Origin of the sequence: Roseomonas acroporae (assembly GCF_023223525.1) — a bacterium.
Lineage (GTDB): Bacteria > Pseudomonadota > Alphaproteobacteria > Acetobacterales > Acetobacteraceae > Roseomonas_E > Roseomonas_E acroporae.
Map to the genome: position 1 here is coordinate 27,552 of NZ_JALPRX010000019.1, position 24,120 is coordinate 51,671.

Annotated in this window: 21 protein-coding genes; 4 read left to right on the forward strand and 17 right to left on the reverse strand. The window is 73.9% G+C overall.

Annotated features, from left to right (window positions below):
- Positions 1 to 11: 11 nt before the first annotated feature.
- A complete protein-coding gene (locus tag M0638_RS05540) occupies positions 12 to 542 on the forward strand; it encodes an outer membrane protein assembly factor BamE (protein ID WP_248665965.1) in 531 nt (176 codons plus the stop codon).
- Positions 543 to 687: 145 nt separating this feature from the next.
- On the opposite strand, the gene M0638_RS05545 is transcribed toward M0638_RS05540, so the two are convergent.
- The 7 genes from M0638_RS05545 to ribD all read right to left on the reverse strand — a co-directional run bounded on the left by M0638_RS05545 (position 688) and on the right by ribD (position 7,166).
- Positions 688 to 1,971, reverse strand: a complete 1,284-nt coding sequence (locus M0638_RS05545; RefSeq protein WP_248665966.1) for an MFS transporter — start codon at positions 1,969 to 1,971, stop codon at positions 688 to 690.
- Positions 1,971 to 2,933: a thiamine-phosphate kinase gene (gene thiL, locus M0638_RS05550; RefSeq protein ID WP_248666003.1), complete on the reverse strand. Its 963-nt coding sequence runs from the start codon at positions 2,931 to 2,933 to the stop codon at positions 1,971 to 1,973. Before thiL ends, M0638_RS05545 begins: the two co-directional genes overlap by 1 nt.
- Before the next feature lie 100 nt (positions 2,934 to 3,033).
- Positions 3,034 to 3,573 carry a transcription antitermination factor NusB gene (gene nusB / locus M0638_RS05555; protein WP_248665967.1) on the reverse strand — a complete coding sequence of 180 codons (540 nt, stop codon included), beginning with the start codon at positions 3,571 to 3,573 and terminating at the stop codon, positions 3,034 to 3,036.
- Positions 3,570 to 4,055, reverse strand: coding sequence for a 6,7-dimethyl-8-ribityllumazine synthase (gene ribH / locus M0638_RS05560; protein WP_248665968.1), 486 nt, complete (start codon positions 4,053 to 4,055; stop codon positions 3,570 to 3,572). The genes nusB and ribH overlap by 4 nt, the downstream gene beginning before the upstream one ends.
- 137 nt (positions 4,056 to 4,192) lie before the next feature.
- Positions 4,193 to 5,377, reverse strand: coding sequence for a 3,4-dihydroxy-2-butanone-4-phosphate synthase (gene ribB / locus M0638_RS05565; RefSeq protein ID WP_248665969.1), 1,185 nt, complete (start codon positions 5,375 to 5,377; stop codon positions 4,193 to 4,195).
- Positions 5,374 to 5,985 carry a riboflavin synthase gene (locus M0638_RS05570; protein WP_248665970.1) on the reverse strand — a complete coding sequence of 204 codons (612 nt, stop codon included), beginning with the start codon at positions 5,983 to 5,985 and terminating at the stop codon, positions 5,374 to 5,376. The genes ribB and M0638_RS05570 overlap by 4 nt, the downstream gene beginning before the upstream one ends.
- Before the next feature lie 5 nt (positions 5,986 to 5,990).
- The gene (gene ribD / locus M0638_RS05575) at positions 5,991 to 7,166 is read right to left on the reverse strand and encodes a bifunctional diaminohydroxyphosphoribosylaminopyrimidine deaminase/5-amino-6-(5-phosphoribosylamino)uracil reductase RibD (protein ID WP_456316022.1); all 1,176 of its coding nucleotides are present in this window, start codon (positions 7,164 to 7,166) and stop codon (positions 5,991 to 5,993) included.
- 169 nt (positions 7,167 to 7,335) lie between these two features.
- Here ribD and M0638_RS05580 point away from each other — a divergent pair, with 169 nt between their 5' ends.
- Positions 7,336 to 7,617, forward strand: coding sequence for a hypothetical protein (locus tag M0638_RS05580; protein WP_248665971.1), 282 nt, complete (start codon positions 7,336 to 7,338; stop codon positions 7,615 to 7,617).
- A gap of 225 nt (positions 7,618 to 7,842) precedes the next feature.
- Here the strand turns inward: M0638_RS05580 and M0638_RS05585 are convergent, their stop codons facing one another.
- The 4 genes from M0638_RS05585 to rpiB form a co-directional block, all read right to left on the reverse strand.
- Positions 7,843 to 8,388, reverse strand: a complete 546-nt coding sequence (locus tag M0638_RS05585) for a hypothetical protein (protein WP_248665972.1) — start codon at positions 8,386 to 8,388, stop codon at positions 7,843 to 7,845.
- Positions 8,389 to 8,515: 127 nt separating this feature from the next.
- Positions 8,516 to 8,980 carry a transcriptional regulator NrdR gene (nrdR, locus tag M0638_RS05590; RefSeq protein ID WP_248665973.1) on the reverse strand — a complete coding sequence of 155 codons (465 nt, stop codon included), beginning with the start codon at positions 8,978 to 8,980 and terminating at the stop codon, positions 8,516 to 8,518.
- Between the two features lie 56 nt (positions 8,981 to 9,036).
- Positions 9,037 to 10,350, reverse strand: coding sequence for a serine hydroxymethyltransferase (gene glyA / locus M0638_RS05595; RefSeq protein WP_248665974.1), 1,314 nt, complete (start codon positions 10,348 to 10,350; stop codon positions 9,037 to 9,039).
- Positions 10,343 to 10,861 carry a ribose 5-phosphate isomerase B gene (gene rpiB, locus M0638_RS05600; protein ID WP_248665975.1) on the reverse strand — a complete coding sequence of 173 codons (519 nt, stop codon included), beginning with the start codon at positions 10,859 to 10,861 and terminating at the stop codon, positions 10,343 to 10,345. Before rpiB ends, glyA begins: the two co-directional genes overlap by 8 nt.
- 244 nt (positions 10,862 to 11,105) lie before the next feature.
- Here rpiB and M0638_RS05605 point away from each other — a divergent pair, with 244 nt between their 5' ends.
- Complete coding sequence (locus M0638_RS05605) at positions 11,106 to 12,398, forward strand: O-acetylhomoserine aminocarboxypropyltransferase/cysteine synthase family protein (protein WP_248665976.1); 1,293 nt, start codon at positions 11,106 to 11,108, stop codon at positions 12,396 to 12,398.
- A 53-nt stretch (positions 12,399 to 12,451) separates the two neighbouring features.
- On the opposite strand, the gene M0638_RS05610 is transcribed toward M0638_RS05605, so the two are convergent.
- Positions 12,452 to 13,387, reverse strand: a complete 936-nt coding sequence (locus M0638_RS05610; RefSeq protein WP_248665977.1) for a 5'-nucleotidase — start codon at positions 13,385 to 13,387, stop codon at positions 12,452 to 12,454.
- 184 nt (positions 13,388 to 13,571) lie between these two features.
- On the opposite strand from M0638_RS05610, the gene hemB reads away from it, so the two are divergent.
- A complete protein-coding gene (hemB, locus tag M0638_RS05615) occupies positions 13,572 to 14,597 on the forward strand; it encodes a porphobilinogen synthase (protein ID WP_248665978.1) in 1,026 nt (341 codons plus the stop codon).
- 144 nt (positions 14,598 to 14,741) lie between these two features.
- On the opposite strand, the gene M0638_RS05620 is transcribed toward hemB, so the two are convergent.
- From M0638_RS05620 to M0638_RS05640, 5 genes are all read right to left on the reverse strand, one after another.
- Positions 14,742 to 15,785, reverse strand: a complete 1,044-nt coding sequence (locus M0638_RS05620; protein ID WP_248665979.1) for an alpha/beta fold hydrolase — start codon at positions 15,783 to 15,785, stop codon at positions 14,742 to 14,744.
- 322 nt (positions 15,786 to 16,107) lie between these two features.
- Positions 16,108 to 17,856 carry a cation:proton antiporter domain-containing protein gene (locus M0638_RS05625; protein ID WP_248665980.1) on the reverse strand — a complete coding sequence of 583 codons (1,749 nt, stop codon included), beginning with the start codon at positions 17,854 to 17,856 and terminating at the stop codon, positions 16,108 to 16,110.
- Positions 17,857 to 18,059: 203 nt separating this feature from the next.
- Positions 18,060 to 20,462 (reverse strand): FUSC family protein, encoded by a 2,403-nt coding sequence (locus M0638_RS05630; RefSeq protein WP_248665981.1) that lies wholly within the window; start codon positions 20,460 to 20,462, stop codon positions 18,060 to 18,062.
- A gap of 40 nt (positions 20,463 to 20,502) precedes the next feature.
- Entirely contained in the window at positions 20,503 to 22,335 is a 1,833-nt protein-coding gene (locus M0638_RS05635; RefSeq protein ID WP_248665982.1) for an ABC-F family ATP-binding cassette domain-containing protein, read from the reverse strand.
- 95 nt (positions 22,336 to 22,430) lie between these two features.
- Positions 22,431 to 23,762, reverse strand: coding sequence for an MFS transporter (locus M0638_RS05640; protein ID WP_248665983.1), 1,332 nt, complete (start codon positions 23,760 to 23,762; stop codon positions 22,431 to 22,433).
- Positions 23,763 to 24,120 lie beyond the last annotated feature (358 nt).

Consider the following 24,120-nt stretch of genomic DNA (forward strand, 5'->3'; position numbering starts at 1 on the left):
CGGCCCGAGACATGGCCCCTGCATCCCCAACGGTCAACGCCGCCGGCAATCCCCGCACCGCGCGCCGCGGCTGGCGGCGCGCCCTGCTGCTCGCGGCGCCGCTGCTGCTGGCCGGCTGCTCCTTCTTCGAGCAGCCCACCCAGCTGCGCGGCAACCGGGTGGATCCGGAGCTGCTCAGCCAGCTCACCCCCGGGGTCCAGGGCAAGCAGGACGTGATCGCGCTGATCGGCTCGCCCACCTCGCGCGGCACCTTCGACGACAATTACTGGTACTACATCAGCGCCGACACCCGGATCCGGATCGGCCGCAGCCAGGCCGTCAACAACCAGCAGGTGACCGAGCTGCGCTTCGACGCCAACGGCAAGTATGCCGGCTCCCGCGTCGTCGGCGAGGATGGGGCGCGGCAGCTCGACCTCGTGGAGCGCGAGACGCCGGTCCCCGGCGGCGACCGCACCGTGCTGCAGCAGCTCTTCGGCAATATCGGCCGCTTCGGGCCGGGCGCCGGCGGCGCCCAGGCCGGCCAGCCGACCGGCCGTCAGTAGCGCGGGCCGGGCACGCCGCCCGCCGGTCCGGCGCGTGGCGGCGGGGGCCGGCCCGTGGCCGGTGCCTTCGGCGCGGAACCTCCGGCCGGGCGACCGGCGCGTGCCGCCCTGGCCTATGCCACTCTTGGCCTATGCCACCCGGGGCCTATGCCACCCTGGCCGGTGCCGCCTGGGTCCGGAAGCGGGTGGTGGCGTAGAGCGTCGCCGCCGCGATCAGCAGCGGGATGATGGACACCAGGCAGACCACCGCCCAACCATAGTGGTTCAGCAGCCCGCCGGAGATGAACGAGCCCACCACCATCGAGCCGAACACGGCGAAGTCGTTCAGGCTCTGCACCCGGGTCCGCTCCTCCGGCCGGTAGCAGTCGAGCACCATGGCGGAGGCGCCGACGAAGCCGAAATTCCAGCCGAGCCCGATCAGCACCAGCGTGCCCCAGAAGTGCCAGACGCTGAGCCCGGAAAGGCCGAGCGCGGCGGCGGCCACGGAGACCAGCAGGCCGATCGCCACCACCCGCGGCGCGCCGATCCGCGCGATCACCCAGCCGGTCCCGAAGGAGGGGCCGTACATGGCCAGCACGTGCCACTGGATGCCGAGGTTGGCGTCCGCCTGGGAGAGGCCGCAGAGCCGCATGGCGAGCGGCGCCGAGGTCATCAGCCAGTTCATGATGAAGTAGGAGACGACGCCCGCCGTCATCGCCGCGATCAGCCGGGGCTGGCGCAGGATCACCCCGAGCGGCCGTCCCGCCTCCGTCCCGACGCGCTTCGGGAGGGGCAGCCGCACCCCGTACAGCACCGCGCCGGCCAGCACCGCCACCACCGCCTGCGCCACGAAGGTGGCGGCGAACAGGTAGGGCGGCCAGAGCATCATGGTGTGGGTGACGAGCTGCGGCCCGATGATGCCGGCGAACAGGCCGCCCGCCATCACCAGCGAGAGGGCGCGGGCGCGGCGCTCGGCCGGGCCGCACTCGGCCGCCGCGAAGCGGAAGGTGGCGGTGACGGCGAGGTAGGCGCCGCCGAACATGGTGGCGAGGCAGAACAGCCAGAAGGAGCCGATCAGCACCGCGAGCGCGGCGAGCAGCCCCACCAGCACGCCGCAGCCCGAGCCGATCATGAAGACCGCCCGGCGGCCGTGGCGCTGCGCGATCGCCCCGGCCGGCAGGGTGGCGAGCGCGGTGCCGACGACGAACATGGTGATCGGCAGCGTCGCCAGCGCCTTGTCGGTCGCCAGCGTGTTGCCGACGACGGCGCCCGTCGCGAAGATCACCGAGGCGTTGGCCCCGGCGAGCGCCTGGCCGATGGCGAGCCGGGCGAGGTTGCCGCGCTCGTGCGGGAAGGCCGTCGCGGCCGGGCGCTGCGGTGGGGCGCGCCGCGGGTCCGGCAGGTCGCCGCCCGGGCTGGAGGAGACGCCGGCGGCGCTGGCCTGCTGCATCAGAAGTGACTCCATCCTCCGCGCGGCAGCGGCAGTTCCGCGCCGTCCTTGCCGAGCACGGTAGCCAGCGCCGGCCCGGCCCGGAAACGACCGATGCGCGTGGCCGGTATGCCGGTGCCGGCGGCGGCGGCCAGGACGGCCCCGCGCGCCCCGGGCGGGGCGGCGAAGAGCAGCTCGTAGTCGTCGCCCCCGGTCAGCAGCAGCGGCAGCAGGGCGGGATCGGCCGCCAGCGCGGCGGCGGCGGCGGCGGAAAGCGGCAGCGCGGCCGAATCCAGCACCGCGCCGCAGCCCCCGGCGCGGCAGAGATGGCCGAGGTCCTGCGCCAGCCCGTCCGAGACATCCATGGCCGCATGCGCGAGCCCGGCCAGCGCCGCGCCGAGGGCGAGCCGCGGCCGCGGCAGCCGGTAGCGTTCCGCCAGGTGCCCGGCCGGGTCGGCCGGCAGCGCGCCGCGCAGCACGCGCAGCCCCAGCGCCCCGTCGCCGATCGTGCCCGACACCCACACGTCGTCGCCCGGCAGCGCGCCGGCGCGGCGCAGCGCCGCCCCCGGCGCCACCGTGCCCAGCACGGTGAGCGAGAGGGTCAGCGGCCCCGGCGTCGAGACGGTGTCGCCGCCGAGCAGCACGATGCCGAATTCCCGCTGGTCGGCGGCCAGCCCGGCGGCGAATTCCGCCACCCAGCCATCCGGCGTGCCCTTCGGGAAGGCCGTGGTCATCAGGTAGCCGAGCGGCGCGGCGCCCATCGCCGCGAGGTCGGAGAGGTTCACCCGCAGCAGCTTGCGGCCGATCGTGCCGGGCGGGTCGTCGGGCAGGAAGTGCACCCCCGCCACCATCGCGTCCGCCGCCGCCACCAGGGCGCGGCCCGGCGGCGGCGCGAACACCGCCGCGTCGTCGCCGAGGTCGAGCGCCCCCTCCCCGGCCAGCGGCCGGAAATGGCGGGCGATCAGGTCGAACTCGCCCGGCAGGGCCGGGCCGGGCGCCGCCGGGAATTCTCCCGGGGGCGGGGCGGCCGGCGGCGGGCCGGTGCCGGCCGGGGGCGGCGTCCCCTTCCCCGCCACGTCCCGGCTAGCGCGCCGGCTGCGCGGCGCGGGCGGCGAATTCCTCGGGCCGCAGCGTGTGCGCCAGCGCATCCAGCACGCCGCTCGCGAAGCGGGGCTCGTCGCCGCTGAAGAAGCCGTGCGCGATGTCGAGGTACTCGGTGATCACCACCCGCGCCGGCGGCTCGCCGCCGCCCCACAGCTCGGCCGCGGCGGCGCGCAGCAGCGCCCGCAGCACCGGGTCCAGCCGCTCCAGCGGCCAGCCCTTGGCGAGGTGCCGGGCGATGATCGGGTCGAGCGTCTCCGCGTTCTTCGCGGCGGCGCGCACGATGGCGACGAAGAGCGGCACGTCCGCCTCCGGCACGCGGCCATCCTCGAACCCGTCGCCGGCGCGGCCGTCCAGCACGTCGCCGATGCGGTGGCGCACGAACTGGTCGATCACCGTCTCGGCGCTCTCGCCGCCGTGGTCGCTCTGGAACAGCGCCTGCACCGCCGCGAAGCGCGCCCCGGTGCGCGGGCGGCCGCGCTGCGGGCGCGCGGCGCCGGCCTTCTCCGGCAGCTTGTTCATGCCACCCCCCAGCGGCGCCGCAGCGCGATCTGGCCGAGCAGCGCATGCGCCGCCTCGGCCCCCTTGTTGTGCCGGTCGTCGGCCGAGCGGGCCTCGGCCTGCTTCAGCGTGTCCACGGTCAGCAGGCCGAAGCCGATGGCGGCGCCGTTCTCCACGGCGACGTCCATCACCCCGCGCGAGGCCTCGCGGCAGATGTGCTCGTAGTGGTCCGTCTCGCCCTTCACCACGCAGCCGAGGATCAGGTAGCCGTCCCAGCGCCGTTCCGGCGCCCGCAGCGCGATGCGCAGCGCCGCCGGCAGCTCGAAGGCGCCGGCCACGTCCACCACCTCCACCGCGGCCTTCACCTGGGCGAAGACGTGCTCGGCGCCGTGGCGCATGCCGTCGATCACCGCCTTGTAGTACGGCGCCTGGATCACCAGCAGGCGCGGCGGCGCGCCGGGCAGCGACGGCGCCTGGCGGTCGGGGCTGTCGATCGTGCTCATTCCATCGTTTCCCTGTCCGCGCGGCCCCGCGCGCTGGAGCGTTTTCAAGCCGGGCGTGGCCGCTCGGCGACCCGGAAAACGCGAAGCCAAGAAGTCCCGAAGCCGTTCCGGCCCGGCCGTGTCGGGCCGGAACGGCTTCAGGTGCCCTTGCCGGCGAGCGTCGGCGCCGCGGCCGCCGGGGCCGTGATCGGCCGCGTCTCGACCACCTTCAGCCCGTACCCCTCCAGACCCACGATCGGGCGCGGATGGTTGGAGAGCAGCGCCATCTCCTTCACGCCGAGATCCACCAGGATCTGCGCGCCGATGCCGTAGTCGCGCAGCTCCGGCGCGTCGGTGCGGCGCTCGCGGCGCAGCCGGACCTGCTCGGAGATCGCGGTCAGGCGCGTGTCCCGGATCATCACCACCACGCCGCGCCCCTCCTCGGCGATGGCGCGCATCGCCCCGTGCAGCTCGTTGCCCGGCTCGTTGCCCAGCATGTCGCGCAGCAGGCTGACCGCGTGCATGCGCACCAGCGGCGGCACGCCCGCGTCGGCGACGTCGCCCTTCACCAGCACCACGTGCTCGGCATGGTCGAGCGTGCTGGCATAGACCAGGAGCTGCCACTCGCCGCCCACCGCGTGGTTCAGCACCCCCTCCTCGACGCGCCGCACCAGCCGCTCGGTGCGGCGGCGATGCGCGATCAGGTCGGCGATGGTGCCGAGCTTGAGGCCGTGGTGCTGCGCGAAGGCGACGAGGTCGGGCATGCGTGCCATCGAGCCGTCGTCGTTCATGATCTCGCAGATCACGCCGGCCGGGTTCAGCCCGGCCAGGCGGGCGAAGTCGACCGAGGCCTCGGTGTGGCCGGCGCGGATCAGCGTGCCGCCCTCGCGCGCCACCAGCGGGAAGACGTGGCCCGGGGTGACGATCGACTCGCGCCCCAGCTCGGGGTTGGTCGCGACCGCGATGGTGTGCGCCCGGTCGGCGGCCGAGATGCCGGTGGTCACCCCCTCGCGCGCCTCGATCGAGACGGTGAAGGCGGTCTCGTGCCGCGTGCCGTTGCTCTGCGACATCAGCGGCAGGCCGAGCTTCTCGACCCGGCTGCGCGTCATGGCGAGGCAGATCAGCCCGCGCGCGTGGCGGGCCATGAAGTTGATCGCGTCCGGCGTCGCGAACTGGGCCGGGATGACGAGGTCGCCCTCGTTCTCGCGGTCCTCGTCGTCCACCAGGATGAACATGCGCCCGCGCCGCGCCTCGTCCAGCAGCTCCTCGGTGGGGGAGATGAACTCCTGGAACGAGGTCCGGACGGCGAGCCGCGCCGCATCCTCGCCGAGCAAGGCGGTCATGCCGGGAACTCCTGCAGGCGGGCGACGTAGCGCGCCACCGTGTCGATCTCGAGATTCACCGTGTCGCCCGGCTGGAGGGTGCCGAAGGTGGTGATGGCGGCGGTGTGGGGGATGATGTTCACCCCGAATTCCTCCCCGTCAACCTCGTTCACCGTCAGCGACACCCCGTCCAGCGCCACCGAGCCCTTGGGTGCCACGAAGCGGGCCAGGGCCGCCGGCGCCCGGAAGCGCCAGCGCACCGAGCCGTTCTCCGGGGTGGCGGACAGCACCTCGGCCACCCCGTCCACATGGCCGGCGACGAGGTGCCCGCCCAGCTCGTCGCCGAGGCGCAGCGAGCGTTCGAGGTTCAGCCGGCTGCCCGGCTTCCAGCCGCCGAGCACCGTCTTCGAGAGGGTCTCGGCCGAGGCGTCGACCGCGAACCAGTCGCCGCCGAGGTCCACCGCCGTCAGGCAGCAGCCGGAGCAGGCGATCGAGGCGCCGAGCGCCACCGGCACGGGCCGCCCCAGGAATTCCGGCGCCACCCCCACCACCAGACGCATGTCGTGCCCGCCGCCGAGCGGCTGCACCTCCCGCACCGTGCCGAGTGCGGTGACGATCCCCGTGAACATGCTCCTCAGCCCTCGCGTTCGAATTCGGTGTACCAGTCGGCGCCGGCGGCGCTGGCCGCGATCCGGTGGAATCTGGGCATTCCGGCCAGCCCTGTCACCGGCAGGGCGTAGGCGGCGGGCAGCCCGTCGCCACCCATCACGCCGGGGGCGTGGAACCAGGCCAGCCGGTCCACGAGGCCGGCCCGCAGCAGCCCGGCGGCGATGCCGGCGCCGCCCTCGGCCATCACCCGCGTCACGCCGCGCTGGGCGAGCGCCGCGAGCAGGCCGTCGAGGTCGATCCCGACCGACGCCGCCTCCTCGCCAGCCGGCACGGCCAGGATCTCCACCCCGGCCTCCAGGTAGGGCGCCAGCGCCGCCGGCTTGTGGCGGCCCTGCACGGTCGCGATCCAGGTCGGCGCCGCGCGCGCCCCCGTCACCAGGCGCGCCGAGAGCGGCGTGCGCAGCCGCGCATCCGCCACCACCCGCGCGATCGGCACCCGCGCCATGCCGGGGAGGCGGCAGGTCAGGTCCGGGTCGTCGGCCAGCACCGTGCCGGAGCCGACCAGGATCGCGTCGTGCCGGGCGCGCAGCGCGTGCGCCATCCGGCGGGCCGCCGGGCCGGTGATCCAGCGGCTCTCGCCCGTGGCCGTCGCGATGCGCCCGTCCAGCGTGGTGGCGAGCTTGAGCGTCACCACCGGCCGCCCCTGGCGGATGCGGCGCGAGAAGCCGGCGTTCACCGCCTGCGCCTCGGCCTCCAGCAGCCCCTCCTGCACCGCGATGCCGGCGGCGCGCAGCATGGCGAAGCCGCGCCCGTCCACGCGCGGGTCGGGATCGCGCATCGCCACCACCACCCGGGCGATGCCGGCCGCGATCAGCGCGTTGCAGCAGGGCGGGGTGCGGCCCCAGTGCGAGCAGGGCTCCAGCGTGACGTAGGCGGTGCCGCCGCGCGCGCGCTCGCCGGCGCGGGCCAGCGCCACCGTCTCGGCATGCGGCCGGCCGCCGGGCTGGGTCCAGCCGCGCCCGGCCACCTGCCCCGACGCGTCCACCACCACGCAGCCCACCGCCGGGTTCGGCCAGGTGTTGCCGAGGCCGCGCCGCGCCAGGCGCAGCGCCGCGCGCATGTGGTCGCGGTCGGCCGCCGGGTCCCCCTCGGGACGTCGGCCGGCCGATGCGGCGGCATCCCGGGCTGGCCGATCCGTCATCATCCTGCCACCGTCTTTAGGCCAGATCGCGCGGGGCCGGAACCGAGCCGGGCCGGATGCGGCGATGCGAAAACGCGCGCCCTGTCCTGCCCGCGAAGCGCCGGTCGGGCCCTTGCGGCCCGGCCTGCGCGGAACAAGCCCGCCGACCGGGGCCCGGGGAGCCGCCGCGATGCACCAGCCGGTCACGAGCCAGCCCTGCCCGATCTGCGGCCGCGCGGTCGCCGCGAGTCCCCGCTACCCGCGCTACCTGTGCCGCGACTGCGCCGGACGGGCCTGCACGGCCGATGGCCGGAAGCTGGAATTCTTCAACGCCGCCGCCAGCGGCGGCTACATGGCGCGCCACGCCGATGACGGCACCGACCACCCGAGCCACGAATGCTACGTGGACGGCAGGCGCTGCCATGCCGACGAGGCGCGCTTCGGCGGCATCGTCATCCAGCCCGCGGACTGACGCGGATGGCGTGATCGTCCGACCCGCCACGTGGAAAAGGGGCCCTCGAAGGGGGCTGCCCCCGTGGTGCCGTGGCCCCCCGGTCTCCTGGCCCCGGTCCCTGGCGCGAAGTCCGGGGCAGCCCGGCGAACGCCGCCGCGGGATGACGCCCCGCGGCCGGACCGGACGCGACCGGCCCGTCGGAACCCGGCCCGGGCGGGGAAGCCGCGCCGATGCCGGGGTACCCTACCCCGCCGCCCGTACGCGCTCCGGATACCAGCCGGTGAACTTCACCGCGCCCACCAGCGCCAGCACGATCACGGCGATGCCCAGGCGCTGCGGCATGCCGGGCAGCGACAGCATGGCCAGCTCCGCCAGCACCATCGCCGCGAAGGCCGCCGCCCAGACGCCGGTGATGACGTAGTTGGTGCGGACGAAGCGCGGCGTGGCGCGGATCTCCGGCGGCACCCGCCCGGCCGCGTACTGGAGGGTAAAAGGCCGGCCGACCGCCATCGAGACGAGGACGATCGCCAGCAGCCCCGCATCCACCACCAGCCGCACGCCGATCACCGACAGGCCCAGCCCGGACAGCAGCGCCCAGAGCGCCAGCGCGCCGAACAGCAGCAGCGTGCCGGCCTCCAGGATCTTCGGCGCGCCGCCGTGCAGCACCCGGTCGCGCACCAGCAGCCCCGCCGAGGTCAGCGCGCCCGCGACCAGCCCCGCCGTCGGCCCGACGAGGCGCTCCACGACGGCGAAGACGAGGAACGGCGCGAAGGCCAGCAGGATGCCCATGGGTCGATCCGGGTCCGGGGGTTCCCCGGCGGGCCGCCGGGCACGCCGGTCCACGGCGCACCCGACTGATACAGCATCCGCAACGAATGGGCAGGCGCGACGGACGGGCGGGCCCGCCGCGGCCGGCTCAGGAGGCGCCCGGCGCGCCGTCCAGCGAGCCGAGGAAGGCGGAGAAATCCTTCGCCTCGCGGAAATTCCGGTAGACGCTGGCGAAGCGGACATAGGCGACCTGGTCGAGGTCGCGCAGCGTGTCCATCACGATCTCGCCGATCCGCTTCGAGCTGATCTCGCTCTCGCCCTCGGTCTCCAGCCTGCGCTGGATGCCGTTGATGGTGCGCTCGATCCGGTCGTCGTCCACCGGCCGCTTGCGCAGCGCGATGCGGATCGAGCGCGCCAGCTTCTCGCGCTCGAAGGGCATGCGGCGGCCGTCGGTCTTGAGCACGGTCAGCTCGCGCAGCTGCACCCGCTCGAAGGTGGTGAAGCGGGCCTGGCAGGCGGGGCAGGAACGGCGGCGGCGGATCGCCGCGCCGTCCTCGGCCGGGCGGCTGTCCTTCACCTGCGTATCCTCGGTGCCGCAGAACGGACAGCGCATGGGGGCGGACTCCCTGGTTGCCCCCCGCCGGGTTCTCCCCCGGGGGGCGGTGCGGATCAGCCCCGGTAGATGGGGAAGCGCTCGCAGAGGGCGAGCACCCGCTCGCCCACGGCCTTCTCCACGGCGGCGTTGGCCTCGGCGGCCTCCGCACCCTGGTTGCCCTTGGCGGCCAGCCCTTCCAGCACCTCGCCGATCATGCGGCCGATCTCGTGGAACTCGGCCTCGCCCAGCCCGCGCGAGGTCGCCGCCGGCGAGCCCAGGCGCACGCCGGAGGTGACGGCCGGCTTCTCGGGGTCGAAGGGGATGGCGTTCTTGTTGCAGGTCAGGTGCGCCCGCCCCAGCCCGGCCTCGGCCACCTTGCCGGTGACGCGCTTCGGCCGCAGGTCCACCAGCATCAGGTGGTTGTCGGTGCCGCCGGTGACGATGCCGAAATCCTGCGCCAGCAGCGATTCCGCCAGCGCCTTGGCGTTGGCCACCACCTGGTGGGCGTAGGCGCGGAATTCCGGCCGCAACGCCTCGCCGAAGGCCACGGCCTTGGCGGCGATGACGTGCATCAGCGGCCCGCCCTGCAGGCCCGGGAAGACGGCGGAGTTGAGCTTCTTCGCCAGCTCCGGGTCGTTGGTCAGGATCATGCCGCCGCGCGGGCCGCGCAGGGTCTTGTGGGTGGTGGTGGTCACCACATGGGCGTGCGGGAACGGGGACGGGTGCGCGCCGCCGGCCACGAGGCCCGCGAAATGCGCCATGTCCACGAAGAACTTCGCGCCCACCTCGTCGGCGATCTCGCGGAAGCGGGCGAAGTCCCAGAAGCGGGCATAGGCGGAGCCGCCGGCGACGATCACCTTCGGGCGGGACTCGCGGGCGATCCGCGCCACCTCCGCCATGTCGATCACCCCGTCCTCGCGGCGGACGGTGTAGGGGGCGACCTTGAACCACTTGCCGGAGTAGTTGACCGGCGAGCCATGCGTCAGGTGCCCGCCGGCGGCCAGGTCCAGCCCCATGAAGGTGTCGCCGGGCTGCATGGTGGCGAAGAACACCGCCTGGTTCGCCTGCGCGCCGGAATGCGGCTGCACGTTGGCGAACTCGCAGCCGAACAGCTTCTTCGCCCGCTCGATGGCCAGCGTCTCGGCGACGTCCACCACCTCGCAGCCGCCGTAGTAGCGGCGGCCCGGCAGCCCTTCCGCGTACTTGTTGGTCAGGACCGAGCCCTGGGCCTCCAGCACGGCGCGGGAGACGATGTTCTCGCTGGCGATCAGCTCCAGCCCGTCCTGCTGGCGCACCAGCTCCCGCCGGACCACCTCGGCGATCTCGGGATCGGTCTCGGCCAGCGGGGCGTTGAAGAAGCGCTCCGCGTCGAAGCTCGGCTCACTCATCGTTCGGGCGCTCTTCGAAGGTCTTGGGTTCGGGCAGGTCGATCGGGCCCAGCGCCATCGGCTTGGAGAGCGGGGCCAGCTTGGCGAGGCGGTTGTCGTGCCGCCCGCCCTCGTAGGGCGTGTCGAGGAAGACCGAGAGCGCGTCCAGTGCCAGCTCCGGCCCGGTCAGCCGGGCGCCGAAGGCGGCGACGTTGGCGTCGTTGTGCGCCCGGGTCAGCCGCGCCTCGGTGGTGTCGTGCAGCACGGCGCAGCGTATGCCGAGATGCCGGTTGGCCGCGATCTGCATGCCGATGCCGGAGCCGCAGACCAGCACGCCGTAGCCGGCCTCGCCCCTCGCCACCGCGTCGCAGACCGGATGGGCGAAATCGGGGTAGTCCACGCTTTCCGGGCCGCTGGTGCCGAAATCCAGCACCTTGTGCCCGGCGGCCTCCAGGGCGCGCCGCAGCGTGTCCTTCAGGATGAAGCCGCCATGGTCGGCGCCCATCGCGATGGTCAGGCGTTCTTCGGTCATCGGAAGGATCTACCACGGAGGGTGTTCTCCCGGAACCTCGGGACCCAAGCCGTTGATTGCAACCCCGCCATGCACGTCCCCACCCGCCGGCGGGCCGCGAGGGGGCCGGGGGCGGCCAATCCCGCATTACCGTCGGTTGAATTCGGGGTTCCACGCCGCCGGCCGTTCCGCCGACCGGCGAACTCCTCTAGAATCCGCCGCAAGGCCGACGAGCGCCAGAGCGGGCGCCAGAGGAGGACACACCATGACCGCACCGAGCTGGACCCACCCGGAAACCCAGGTGCTGCACGCCGGCCACCGGGCCGACCCGACCACCGGCGCCGTGGCGGTGCCGATCTACCAGACCACCTCCTACCAGTTCCAGGACACGGCGCACGCGGCGCGGCTGTTCGGGCTGCAGGAGCTGGGCAACATCTACACCCGCATCATGAACCCGACGACCGACGTGCTGGAGCAGCGCGTCGCGGCGCTGGAGGGTGGCGCCGCCGCCTGCGCCGTCGCCTCGGGGCAGGCGGCCACCTCCTTCTGCGTGCTGAACCTGGCACGCGCGGGCGACAACATCGTCTCCTCCACCGACCTCTACGGCGGCACCTGGAACCTCTTCGCCAACACGCTGAAGGATCTCGGCATCGAGACCCGCTTCGTCGATCCGGCCGATCCCGAGGCCTTCGCCCGCGCCACCGACGACCGCACCCGCCTCTGGTACGCCGAGACCCTGCCCAACCCGAAGCTCCAGGTCTTCCCGATCGCCGAGGTGGCGGCGCTGGGGCGGAAGCTCGGCGTGCCGCTCGTCATGGACAACACGGCGGCGCCCGTCCTCTGCCAGCCGCTGCGGCACGGCGCGGCGGTGGTGATGCACTCCACCACCAAGTTCATCGGCGGCCACGGCACCAGCATCGGCGGCATGGTGGTGGATGGCGGCAATTTCGACTGGGCCGCCCACCCCGACCGCTTCCCGACGCTCAACACCCCCGATCCCAGCTATCACGGCGCCGTCTGGTCGGAAGCGGCCAAGGCGCTCGGCCCGATCGCCTTCGCGCTGCGCCTGCGGGTCTGCCTGCTGCGCGACCTCGGCGCCGCGCTCTCGCCGATGAACGCCTTCCTGCTGCTCCAGGGGCTGGAGACGCTGCCGCTGCGCATGGAGCGGCACAACGCCAACGCGCTGCGCGTCGCGGCGTACCTGGCCGAGAACCCGGCCGTCGCGCATGTCATCCACCCCTCGCTCCAGCAGGGCGAGGCGAAGCGCCGGGCCGAGGCGTACCTGAAGGGCGGCTACGGCAGCCTGCTGGGCTTCGAGCTGAAGGGCGGCGCCGAGGCCGGGCGGCGCTTCATCGACGCGCTGAAGCTGTTCTACCACGTCGCCAACATCGGCGACGCGCGCAGCCTCGCCATCCACCCGGCGAGCACGACGCACAGCCAGCTCTCGGCCGAGGAGCAGGGGCTGACCGGCGTGACGCCGGGCTATGTGCGCCTGTCCATCGGCATCGAGCACATCGACGACATCCTGGCCGATCTGGAGCAGGCGTTGAAAAATTAAACCCTTCAAGCTGCTATCGGGCCAGTTCAAAACGCTGGCCCGATGGAATGGAATCATTCCGATTCGGTAGGTTCTATCTCATTTTTAACTCCATATGGCACATGCCCCACAGAGGTTACGGAAGCCGCATTGCTTATATGTCTTATCTGATCATCAAAGAATATATCTGGCTTGAATTCACGCAAGAATGGGCCTTTTGGCAGCCCTCCCAAAAATGCAGCCTCGTCGATGCGTATCTGCCGGCTAATCAATGTCCGTATAGCTCTCTCGTGAGCGGGGGCGGATCTCGCGGTGAATAGACCGAGGCGAATTCTCATTTTCGAACTTTTCGACTGCATGGATTTGAGTTGATGCAAAGCTTCTAGGAGTGGCCAAAGCGGTCCTTCCGGCAATGGGGTACCCAACCGCGTTCTCTCATGTGCGTGAAACTCATTCAATCCATGTCGCGCAAAAACTCTTTCAGCTTCATCACTAAATAGTACGCCGTCACCATCAAAAGCTATTCTGATTTCGTCAGGATGGGGATCTTCGCCGATGGATCGTGGAATGACACGGGCTGCTGGTGAACCTGCGCGCAACGCAGCAGTCACATCATCGACATTTGCAGACAGGAACAATTTTGCTCCTAACGGCCGCAGATAACCAAAAGGAGTCCTGCCTCTCGTAAAAATCCCCCTTTCAATCTTGAGTTCGTGCTCCTGGGCAGATTTGAATACCCGCAATCCGCTTACAGGGTCATTGCGCGATAACAACACAACCTCGACGCGCTGGTGATTGCTACCAGCTTCGGCATTGTCATTTATACTGAGTAATTTTTTGATCAGAGAGAAGGCCGCTCCTTTTCTGGCGGGCCGGTCAAGACGTTGAAACTGCATCTCCATGTATTCCGCATCATCATCCTCACTGAATACTGTATTTTCTTCCTCGAAATCAAACAACGCCCTGGAAGAAACAGCGATAACGATTGAATTTTCCAGTGTTGGTGCCATATTTTCCTCACAGCTTAGCTAGAAATAAATCATTCCCGCGGATAATATCTGATCGAGACCAAATGACTCGTTTGGGATCATGGTGCTCCGTCTACTTGCGGACTATGCTCCAACTATGGACGCCGGCTCACCCCAAGCGTACCTATGTTTCTCGCCCCGTGATCCTGAGAGTCCTGCTAATTCCATGCCCTTCCCCACCACCCGCCCCCGCCGCAACCGCCAGGACGCCTGGACCCGCCGCCTCGTCGCCGAGAACCGGCTTTCCGTCGACGACCTGATCTGGCCGCTCTTCATCATCGAGGGCACTAACACCACCACCGAGGTCGCCTCGATGCCCGGCGTGCGCCGCGTCACGCTCGACCGGCTGGCGGCGCATGTGGAGCCGGCGGCGAAGCTCGGCATCCCCGCCCTCGCCCTCTTCCCGATGACGCCGCCCGAGCGCAAGGACGCCGAGGGCACGGAATCCGGCAATCCGGACAACCTGATGTGCCGCGCCGCCAGCCTGCTGAAGCGCGAATTCCCCGAGATCGGCCTGATCGGCGACGTGGCGCTCGACCCCTACACCGACCACGGCCATGACGGCGTGCTGCGCGAGGGCCGCCAGGGCGTCCACATCCACAACGACGACACGGTGGCGGTGCTGGTCGAGCAGTCGCTCAACCAGGCGCGCGCCGGGATCGACGTGATCGCCCCCTCCGACATGATGGACGGGCGCATCGGCGCCATCCGCGCGGCGCTCGATGCGGAGGGCTTCGGCCACACCCGCATCATGAGCTACGCCGCCAAGTACGCCTCGGCCTTCTACGGCCCGTTCCGGGACGCGGTGGGCGCCGGCAAGCTCGGCAGCGCGCCCGCGGGACTGACGCCGCCTTCCGACAAGAAGACCTACCAGATGGACCCGGCCAATTCGGACGAGGCGCTGCGCGAGGTGGCGATGGACCTCGACGAGGGCGCCGACATGGTGATGGTCAAGCCGGGCATGCCCTATCTCGACATCGTCCGCCGCGTGAAGGACCGCTTCGGCGTGCCGACCTTCGTCTACCAGGTGAGCGGCGAGTACGCGATGCTGGCCGGCGCCATCCGCAACGGCTGGCTGGACGGGGACCGGGTGATCCTGGAGACCCTGCTCGGCTTCAAGCGCGCCGGGGCGAACGGGGTGCTGACCTACTTCGCGCTGGAGGCCGCCGAGCGCCTGCGCGCGCTGGGCTGATCCCCCGGACCGGCTTCCCCGGACGCCGGCCGCCGGGAAGGTTTCCCGGGGCCCGCGGCCGCGGGCCCCGGCCGCCTCGCGTCTCGTCGGGGCGGCGGGCCCGGCTGCCGGCCAGTACCGGCCCGCGGGCAGAGGCGCCCGGGTTCACTGGTCCGCCGGCATCATCTCCGGCCTGGAGGTCACGCGGCCTTCCGCGACGCCCACGAAGAGCGAGACGATGGCGCGGTCCGCGAGGTTCCCGCCGCGGCCCATGTCCTGGAAGCCACAATGCCCGCCGCCGGCCACCAGCACCGGCGCCACCGCCGGGCACGCATCCCAGTCCACGCCCCGCAGCATCGCCGCCGGCACGATCGGGTCGTCCGCGGCGGCCAGCAGCAGCGTCGGCACGCGGATGCGCGGCAGCACGCGGTCCGGCCGGATCGCCGCGACGAACTCGTCGTAGCCGCGGTAGCCGAAGCGCGGGGCGGACACCGTCTCCTCGAATTCGCGCATGCTCCGCGCATGCTTCGCGGCGACCCGCAGCCGGTCGGTCAGGTCGGTGGCCGGCACCGCCAGCACCTCCCGCCGGTAGGCGCGCAGCATCGGCCGGCCGAGCACCCTGTTCCGGTCGATGGCGCGATGCGCGCCGGCCGGATCGAGCGGCGGGCAGATCGCGGCGGCGCCGAGCAGCCGCGGCAGGCCGCGCCGCTCCTCCTGCTCCACCGCCTGCCGGCCCAGCAGGTTCAGCACCAGCGCGCCGCCGAGCGACCAGCCGGCGACCACCACGCCCTCCGAGGTCAGGCTCGCCGGCAGGTCGCGCAGCACGTCGCGCAGGTCCTCGGAGCGCCCGATGTGGTAGTGGCTGCTGCTGCGCGACCGGCTCAGCCGGCTGCCGCGCAGGTTCAGCCGCAGCACCGGGAAGCCTTCCCGCAGCAGCGCCCGGCAGGCCGAGCGCAGGTAGGCGTCGTCCTCGGAGCCGATCGTCCCGTGCAGCAGCAGCGCCAGCGGCCGTGCCGGGCGCGCCGAGGCCACGTCCGCGCCCGGCCAGTGCAGCTTGGCGGCCAGCGCGTCGCCGTCGCCGAGCGGGAACCACAGCCAGTGCCCCTCCGGCAGCGGCACGCGCATGGGGTTCCTCACCCCGCGCATGGTCTGCAGCGTCGCGCTCAGCCAGGGCGGGCGCGGCACGAAGGGGTAGCGGATCACGTTCATGGCCGTCCCCTGGGCCGTCCCCTGGGCCGTCCCCTGGGCCGTCCCCTGGGCCGTCCCCTGGTCCGCCCCCGGGGCCGCGCCCCGCCGGCGGCGGCCGCACCGTCGCGGGCCGCCGCCGGACCCTCCGTGCCGACGGCCCTGATCCCCGATCGCATGCCGCGAATGTCCCGAACTCCTGACCTGGAACGGACGCCGCCGGGCGCGCCGCCACGCCATGGCGGCCGCCGGGCACGACGCCCCGCGCGTGGCAACGCGAGGGCATCCCGCGAGTGCCCCGCACGGCGCGGCGATTGTGATGGGCCGCCGCGCCGGCGCAAGTCCCCTACCCGGCCCGCTCGATCGCCGGCGCGCGCGGCAGCATGCCGGTGGCCAGGCGCGCCTCCTCGGCCGGCACGCCCATCGCCTCCAGCGCGCGCTGGCCGATGCGCAGCGCCAGTTCCCGCTCGTCGTTCACCGCCAGGCGCGCGCCGCTCTCCTCGGGCGAGGCGAAGGCCGTCTCGCCATGCGTGCGCGCCACCACGGCGGCCCGCGGGTTCGCGGCGTGCAGTACGTCCTGCGCGCGCCGCGTCTGGTAGCTGTCGGGAATCGCGAGGACGACCAGCCGGGCGCGGCCGAGCCCGACACTGGCGGCGACGGCGGGATTGACGATCTCGCCGAGCGCCACCGGCACCCCGGCCTGCTCCAGCCGCGCGACGATCGCCGCATCCGTCTCCACCACGGCCACCCGGATGCCGCGCCCGCGCAGCAGCCGCGCCACCAGCGCGCCGACCCGGCCGTGCCCCACCACCACCACGTGGCCGGACCAGCTCTCCGGCACGGCGTGGCGCGACGGCGCGGGCGGCTCGGCCGCCCCGCCGCGGCCCAGCAGCCGGGCGAGCCGGGGCCGCAGCGGCAGCGCCGGCTCCAGGCGGCCGGCCAGGGCGAAGAGCAGCGGGTTGAGCGCGATCGAGATCAGCGACGCCGCGAGGATCAGGTCCTGCCCGGCCGGCGGCAGCAGCCCGAGCGAGACGCCGAGCGCCGCGAGGATGAAGGAGAACTCGCCCACCTGCCCGAGCCCGGCCGCGACGGTCAGCCCGAGGCCCGGCGGCTCGCCCAGCAGCCGGGCGATCAGCAGCGCGGCCAGCGACTTGCCGAGGATCACCACGCCGACCGAAGCCAGCGCGCCGAGCGGCTGGCGCAGCAGCACGCCGGGGTCGAACAGCATCCCCACCGAGACGAAGAACAGCACGGCGAAGGCGTCCTGCAGCGGCAGGATGTCGGCGCCGGCGCGGTGGCTCAGCTCGCTCTCGGCCAGCACCATCCCCGCGAAGAAGGCGCCGAGCGCGAAGGAGACGCCGAACAGCGCCGCCGCGCCGAAGGCGATGCCCATGGCGGTGGCGAGCACGGCCAGGGTGAACAGCTCGTGCGAATCCGTGGCGGCGGCGCGGGCCAGCAGCCAGGGCACGACGCGCCGCCCGAAGACCAGCATGCCGGCCGCGAACAGCGTCACCTCCGCCAGCCGCCAGCCCAGCGCCGCCACGACCGGCCCCCACCCGCCGCCCGTCTCCGCGGCGGCGGCCAGGGCCGGGATCGCCACCAGCGCCGCCACCATGGCCAGGTCCTCGACCACCAGCCAGCCGATCACGACGCGGCCGCGCGGCGTGCGGACCAGGCCGCGCTCCTCCAGCGCGCGCAGCAGCACCACCGTGCTGGCGACCGAGAGGGCGAGGCCGAACACCAGCCCCGCCCCGACCGTCCAGCCGAGCGCCAGCCCGATGCCGCAGCCGAGCAGGGTCGCCACCGCGATCTGCGCCAGCGCCCCCGGCACCGCGACGCCGCGCACCGCCGCGAGGTCGCGCGGCGCGAGGTGCAGCCCGACGCCGAACATCAGCAGGATCACGCCGATCTCGGCGAGCTGGTGCGCCAGCGATTCGTCGGCCACGAAGCCCGGCGTGTGCGGCCCGACCAGCACGCCGGCGACGAGGTAGCCGACCAGCGGCGGCAGCCCCAGCCGGCGCGCGAGCAGCCCGAGCAGGAAGGCCGCGACCAGACCCGCGACGATCAGCGTCAGCAGTGGCGAGTGCTGCGGCATGGCCCGTTCAACCCCGGCGCGTGGCGTAGAGCATAGAACTCCATCCGGCCGATCGTGTCAGGCGGGTGGAGCGCCAGCGCCCGGCCTGCCGGTCTCGCGCCCTCGGCGGCCATGCCCAGGTCGCCGGTCGCCGCGGTCCCGGCGGCCCCGGCCGGCGGCCGCCCCGCCCCCCTCGCCGACGGGCGGAACGGTGGCCGGCGCGCCTATGGCGGCGGCCCGGGCTGCCCGCCCTCCCCGCTGACGTCCCGCCCGGCCTCCCGCGCTTCCTCCCGGGCAGGCCGGGGCGGGATTCCCGGGCGAAGGCGGTCCAGCGCCCCCCGCAGCAGGTCCACCTGGGTCGCGAGCCGGCGCAGCACCGGGTCCGGTGCCTCGGCGGGCCGGGGCGGCACGGGGCTGCCGGCCATGGCGAGGGAAGCCAGGGCGGCCGGCACCCAGTCCTGCCAGGGGCGCCAGCCGCCGCGTCCCTCCGGCGTCACCGCGGGCGGATCGTACTGCAGCGCCAGCAGCGTGCCGCCCAGGCGCCGCAGCGCGGCATCCGCCGCGAGCGCCGCCTGCAGCACCGTTCCACCCTCCCCTGGGCCCTCCCCTGGGCCCGCGCCCGTGCCCTCGCCTGGGCCCTCGCCGCGCGCGCGATGCGGCCGCGGCTCCTGCATGGCGCGCGACAGCGAGGCCTCCAGGTTGTTGTTGGCCAGCCCCGCCGCGCAGCGCGCCGCTTCCGCCGCGGCCTCGTCGCGCTGGCCGGCCACGCCGTCCAGCACGACGCGCGCCCAGGGCACGAAGGCGGCGACGGCGGTGCGCACCGCGGTGCCGAGCGCCCCCTGCTCCCGCGTCGGCCAGAGCAGCAGGCAGGCGAGCAGCGCCAGCAGGCCGCCGATCACCGTGTAGAGCGTGCGCATCGCGGCGATCGCCCACTCGCTCTCCCCGGGCCCGCCGACCTCGACCAGCACCACCACCAGCGGGGTCAGGCAGGCGATGTAGGCCCCGAAGCTGACCTGGCGGGCCGAGAAGGCGACGATGCTGAGGGGGAACATCAGCAGGGCCAGCAGCAGCGGCGTCTGCGGCAGCAGCGCCACGGCGCCGCCGATCAGGGCGCCCAGCACCGTGCCGGCCACCCGCTCCAGCGCCCGCTGCCGGGTGGCCGCGAAATAGGGCTGCATGGTCAGCGCCACCGTGATCACCAGCCAGTGCTGGTACGGGCCGTGCCAAGCGAGGGTCAGCGCGATCACCGGCACGGTGACGGCCACCGCGCGCGCCGCGTGCCGCAGCACCGCCGAGCGCCAGGTGAGGTTGGCGCGCAGCGGCCCCAGCACCCGCTCGCGCAGCGGCACCGCCGGCTCCGGCGACCACCGCGCCGGGGCCGCGCCGCCCCCCGCCCCCGCCCCATCCCGGCCCCCATCCCGGCCCCCATCCCGGCCCCCGGTCCGGTCCCCGGCCCGCTCGGCGACGCCGTTGCTCATGGCGATCTTGACGCCGGCGCGCAGGCGGTCGGCCAGCACCACGGCGATGCGCCGCAGCCTGCCGCGCGCGGCCTGCTCGCGCAGGTGGGCGAGCGCCTGGTCGAGCCGGTCGAGGTGCCGGACCGGATGGCCGAGCGAGGCTTCCTGCATCGTCGCCAGCAGCGGCACGAGCCGCCGCAGCAGGCGCGCCGCGTCCCGCCGATCGGCCGCGTCGGCACCCCGCTCCAGCCGGTCGGAGAGGGCGATCAGGGCGCCGAACACCCCGTCCGCCACCTCCAGCCAGAGCAGGTTCTGGGTCGCGCGCAGCGAGTTGATGCCGCGCAGGCGCAGCGTCGCGGTGACGACGTCGCGCGCCTCCGCCAGTTCCGCCCGCACGGCGCGCCGATGCGCGCGCGCATGCGCCTCCCAGTCGGACGCGGCGGGGGGCTCGCGGCCCGACAGGAGGCGGCGCAGATCCTCGGCCAGCAGGCCGAGCAGGTGCCAGGCGCCGGAGATCGCGTGCCGCGCCGGGCCGTGCGGATGGATGCGCCAGAGCACCAGCGTCACGAACACCGCCCAGAGCGCGCCGGCGGCGAAGGCGAGGCCGCCCGCCGCCGCGACCCGCTCGGGCGCCGGGTGGGAGAGGGCCAGCGCCGTCACCACGGTCAGCAGGTTGCCCACCGCCTGCGCCTGCAGGCCCCAGACCCGCGCCATGCTGTTGCCGAACAGGACGAGCCCCGCCAGCGGCAGCACCGCCCAGGCGACGGGCGGGAACGCCGACAGGCCGCGCAGCGCGCCGAAGCCGGCCCAGAACGCCCCGCCCAGCAGGGCGAAGCCGAGCAGCGCCGGCAGGCGGCGCGGCAGCGGCCCGCCGACATCGGCGAAGCAGGTCAGCATCGCCGCCAGCGCCGCGATGCCGAGGAGCGGCGAGTCGAGCCAGGCATTGGCGAGCAGGATCACGGCGGTGGCGAGCGCCGCGCGCAGGCCCTCCAGCACGCTGATGCCGCGCAGGTCCAGCCCGATCGGCAGGCGCCCGAGATCGGCGCCGGGGCTGCGCGCCGTGGCGCGGCCGATGCGCGCCGCCTGGCCCGGGCGCATCCAGGCGGGCAACAGGCCGGCGAGGCGGGCGACCTGCCGCCGCGGCAGCGGCAGAAGGGTGCTGGCCCTCAAGGCGACGCGCCCGCGGACGGCCCGCGCCGGCCCGGCGGCGTCAACGCCCCTCCAGCTCCTCGCGCAGCATCTCCAGGGTCAGCCATTCCTCCTCGGCCGCGGCCAGCGCGGTCTCGGCCGCGGCGAGGGCGGTGGAGGCGCGGTCGAAGCGTGCCCGGTCGCGGGCGAACAGGTTCGGGTCGGCGAGGGTCTCGCGCAGCCGGCCAATCTCGGCCTGCAAGCCGGCCATCCGGCCCGGCAGGGTCTCCAGCGCGTGCTTCTCCTTGAAGGAGAGCTTGCGCCGCGCGGGCTGGGGCGGCGCCGGCGGGGCGGCACCCGCCCCACGCCCGGTGGCGGCAGCGCCGGCCGCCGGCGCGGCGGCGCCCTCGCGCGCCCGCACGCCGTGGCCGCGCTGCGCCACCATGTCGGAATAGCCGCCCGCATAGTCCTGCCAGCGCCCGTCCCCCTCGTAGGCGATCACCGAGGTCGCCACGCGGTCGAGGAAGTCGCGGTCGTGGCTGACCAGCAGCACCGTGCCGGGGTACTCGGCGAGCAGCTCCTGCAGCAGGTCCAGCGTCTCCAGGTCGAGGTCGTTGGTCGGCTCGTCCAGCACCAGCAGGTTGGAGGGCTGCGCCAGGGCGCGCGCCAGCATCAGCCGGCCGCGCTCGCCGCCCGAGAGCACGCCGACCGGCGTGCGCGCCTGCTCGGGCAGGAACAGGAAGTCCTTCATGTAGCCGACGACGTGGCGCTTCTGCTCGCCCACCTGCACCGTGTCCCCGCGCCCGCCGGTCAGGGCCGATTGCAGGGTGACGTCCGGGTCGAGGCTCGCCCGCCGCTGGTCCAGCGTCACCATCTGCAGCGCCGTGCCGAGCCGCACCTCCCCGGCATCCGGCGCGAGCTGCCCGGTCAGCATGTTGAGCAGCGTGGTCTTGCCGGCGCCGTTCGGCCCGACGATGCCGACGCGGTCGCCGCGCAGCACGCGGGTGGAGAAGTCGCGCACCACCACCCGATCCCCGAACGACTTCGCGATGCGCTCGGCCGCCACCACCAGCGTGCCGGAGCCCTGCCCCTCCGCCGCCTCCAGCCGCACCGCGCCCTGCGCCGCGCGCTGCTCGCGCCGCCGCTGGCGCAGCGCGTGCAGCTCGCCGAGGCGGCGGACGTTGCGCTTGCGCCGGGCGGTGACGCCGTAGCGCAGCCAGTCCTCCTCGCGCGCGATCTGGCGGCCGAGCTTGTGCCGCTCCTGCTCCTCGGCCTCCAGCACCTGCTCGCGCCAGGCCTCGAAGCCGGCGAAGCCCTGCTCCAGCCGGCGCGTGGTGCCGCGGTCGAGCCAGACCATGGCGCGCGAGAGGGTCTCCAGGAAGCGCCGGTCGTGGCTGATCAGCACCAGGGCGGAGCGGAGCGAGGCCAGCTCCTCCTCCAGCCACTCGATGGCCGGCAGGTCGAGGTGGTTGGTCGGCTCGTCGAGCAGCAGGATGTCGGGCGAGGGCGCCAGCACGCGGGCCAGCGCGGCGCGGCGCGCCTCGCCGCCCGAGAGCGTCGCCGGGTTCTTCTCGCCGGTCAGGCCGAGCCGCTCCAGCAGGTAGCGCGCGCGGTACGGGTCGTCGCCCGGGCCCAGCCCGGCCTCGACGAAGGCGAGGGTGCTGGCGAAGCCGGAAAGATCCGGCTCCTGCGCCAGGTAGCGCACCGTGGCGCCGGGCTGCACGAAGCGCGTGCCGGAATCGGGCGGCGCCAGCCCCGCCGCGATGCGCAGCAGGGTGGACTTGCCCGAGCCGTTGCGCCCGACCAGCGCCAGCCGCTCGCCGGGCGAGACGGAGAGCGTGGCACCCGCGAGCAGCGGCGTGGTGCCGATGCGCAGGTGGATGTCCTGGAGGAGCAGCAGGGGCGGGGCGGCCATGGGGGCAGCCTGTAGCGCCGATCGGCGGCGAGGTTGAGTCCGCGCGTCGGGCCGGGGCGCGGTTCCGCCCGGCGGCCGGCGGGCGGCGGTGCCGCCTACCGCGCCAGCGCCACCGCCGGCGGCCCCGAGGGCCGCGCCAGGGCGAAGGCGATCTGCGCCACCCCCGCCAGCAGCCCCAGCGCGATGCCCACCGCGAGCGCCAGCGTGTAGGAGCCCAGCCGGTCGAACACCACGCCGCCGCCGAAGGCGCCGAGGAAGCTGCCGAACTGGTGGCTCATGAAGGCGACGCCCTGGATCATGGCCTGCCAGCGCAGCCCGAACATCTCGGCCACCGAGCCCGCGATCAGCGGCGCCACGCCGAGCCAGAGGAAGCCCATCACCGCCGCGAAGACCAGCGTGCCCGCCGGCGTCGGCGCCGCGGTGAAGTAGACGGCGAGGGTGAGCGAGCGCAGCAGGTAGATCGCGCCCAGCAGCACCTGCTTGTTCCAGCGCCCGCCGGCCCAGCCGAAGAACAGGCTGCCCAGCACGTTGAAGCCGCCGATCACGCCGAGCGCCTTGGCGCTCAGCATCGGGTCCATGCCGCAGAGCTGGAGGTAGGAGGGCAGGTGCGTGGTGAGGAAGACGAGTTGCATGCCGCAGACGAAGTAGGCCAGCGACATCACGATGAAGGCCGGGTTGCCGAGCGCCAGCCCGAGCGCCGCGCGCGCCCCGAGCGCGTCCCCGCCGCGCCTTCCATCCGTGCCCGGGATGGCCGAGGGAACCGGCGAGGCGGCCGTCGGGGCAGCCACCGGGGCAGCCGCCAGGGCAGCCGACGGCGCGGCGGGCCGCCCGGCCGGCGGCAGCGCCACCCGGTCCACCCGCCCGGCGACCCAGGCGGCCGGCAGCATGGCGAGCGACAGCACGGCGAAGCCGGCCACCCCGGCGCGCCAGCCGAACCCCTCCAGCAGCACCTGCCCGACCGGCGCCGCCAGCAGCGAGCCGAGCGACCCCGCCGCCGAGACGATGCCGAGCACCGTGCTGCGCAGCTCCACGGAGACGGCGCGCGAGGCCACCGACATGGCCAGCGCCGAGGCGGTGCAGGCGAGCGAGGCGCCGATCAGGATCCCCGCACCCAGCGTGACCGCGACCAGCCCGTGCGCCGCGGCCAGCACCAGCAGCCCCGCCACGTAGAGCAGCGCGCCCACGGTCATCACCGGCCGGAAGCCCCAGCGCGACGCCAGCCCGCCCGCGACGGGCTGCAGGAAGCCCCAGGCGAGGTTCTGCACGGCGATGGCCAGGGTGAAGTCGGAGACGGTGATGCCGATGTCGCGGGTCAGGGCCGGCATGAACAGGCCGAGGCTCTGGCGGAAGCCCATGGCGAGGGAGAGCATCAGCGAGGCACCCAGCAGCACGGGCAGGACCGGACGCAGCCTGTCGAGACGATTCACGCTCTTCCTCCCCGCCCGGCCTGCCCGGCCGGCACCGGTGCCGGGGAAGCATCCCCGACCCGTTCGCTGGCCCTTTCCCGGGCCACGCATCCCCTGGCCGGACGGAGGCTTCGTCGCCCCCGCCCCGGCCGGACTCGCGGCCAGGATCGCGCGTGGCGGCCGATGCCGCAATGCAGCGCGTCGGCCCCGACCGACGTCACGCCGGGCGTGCGGGAGCCGCCGACAGGCGGAAGGCCGGGGCGCGGCCGGCCCGAAGGCGCGCCGGCCCGGATGGCCGGCGCGGCGCGGCGCGGCGCGGCTCAGAGTGTGTGAAGAAATCGAGCTTGCGAAAGCATGCCCGTTGAAAGGACTCGTCCTT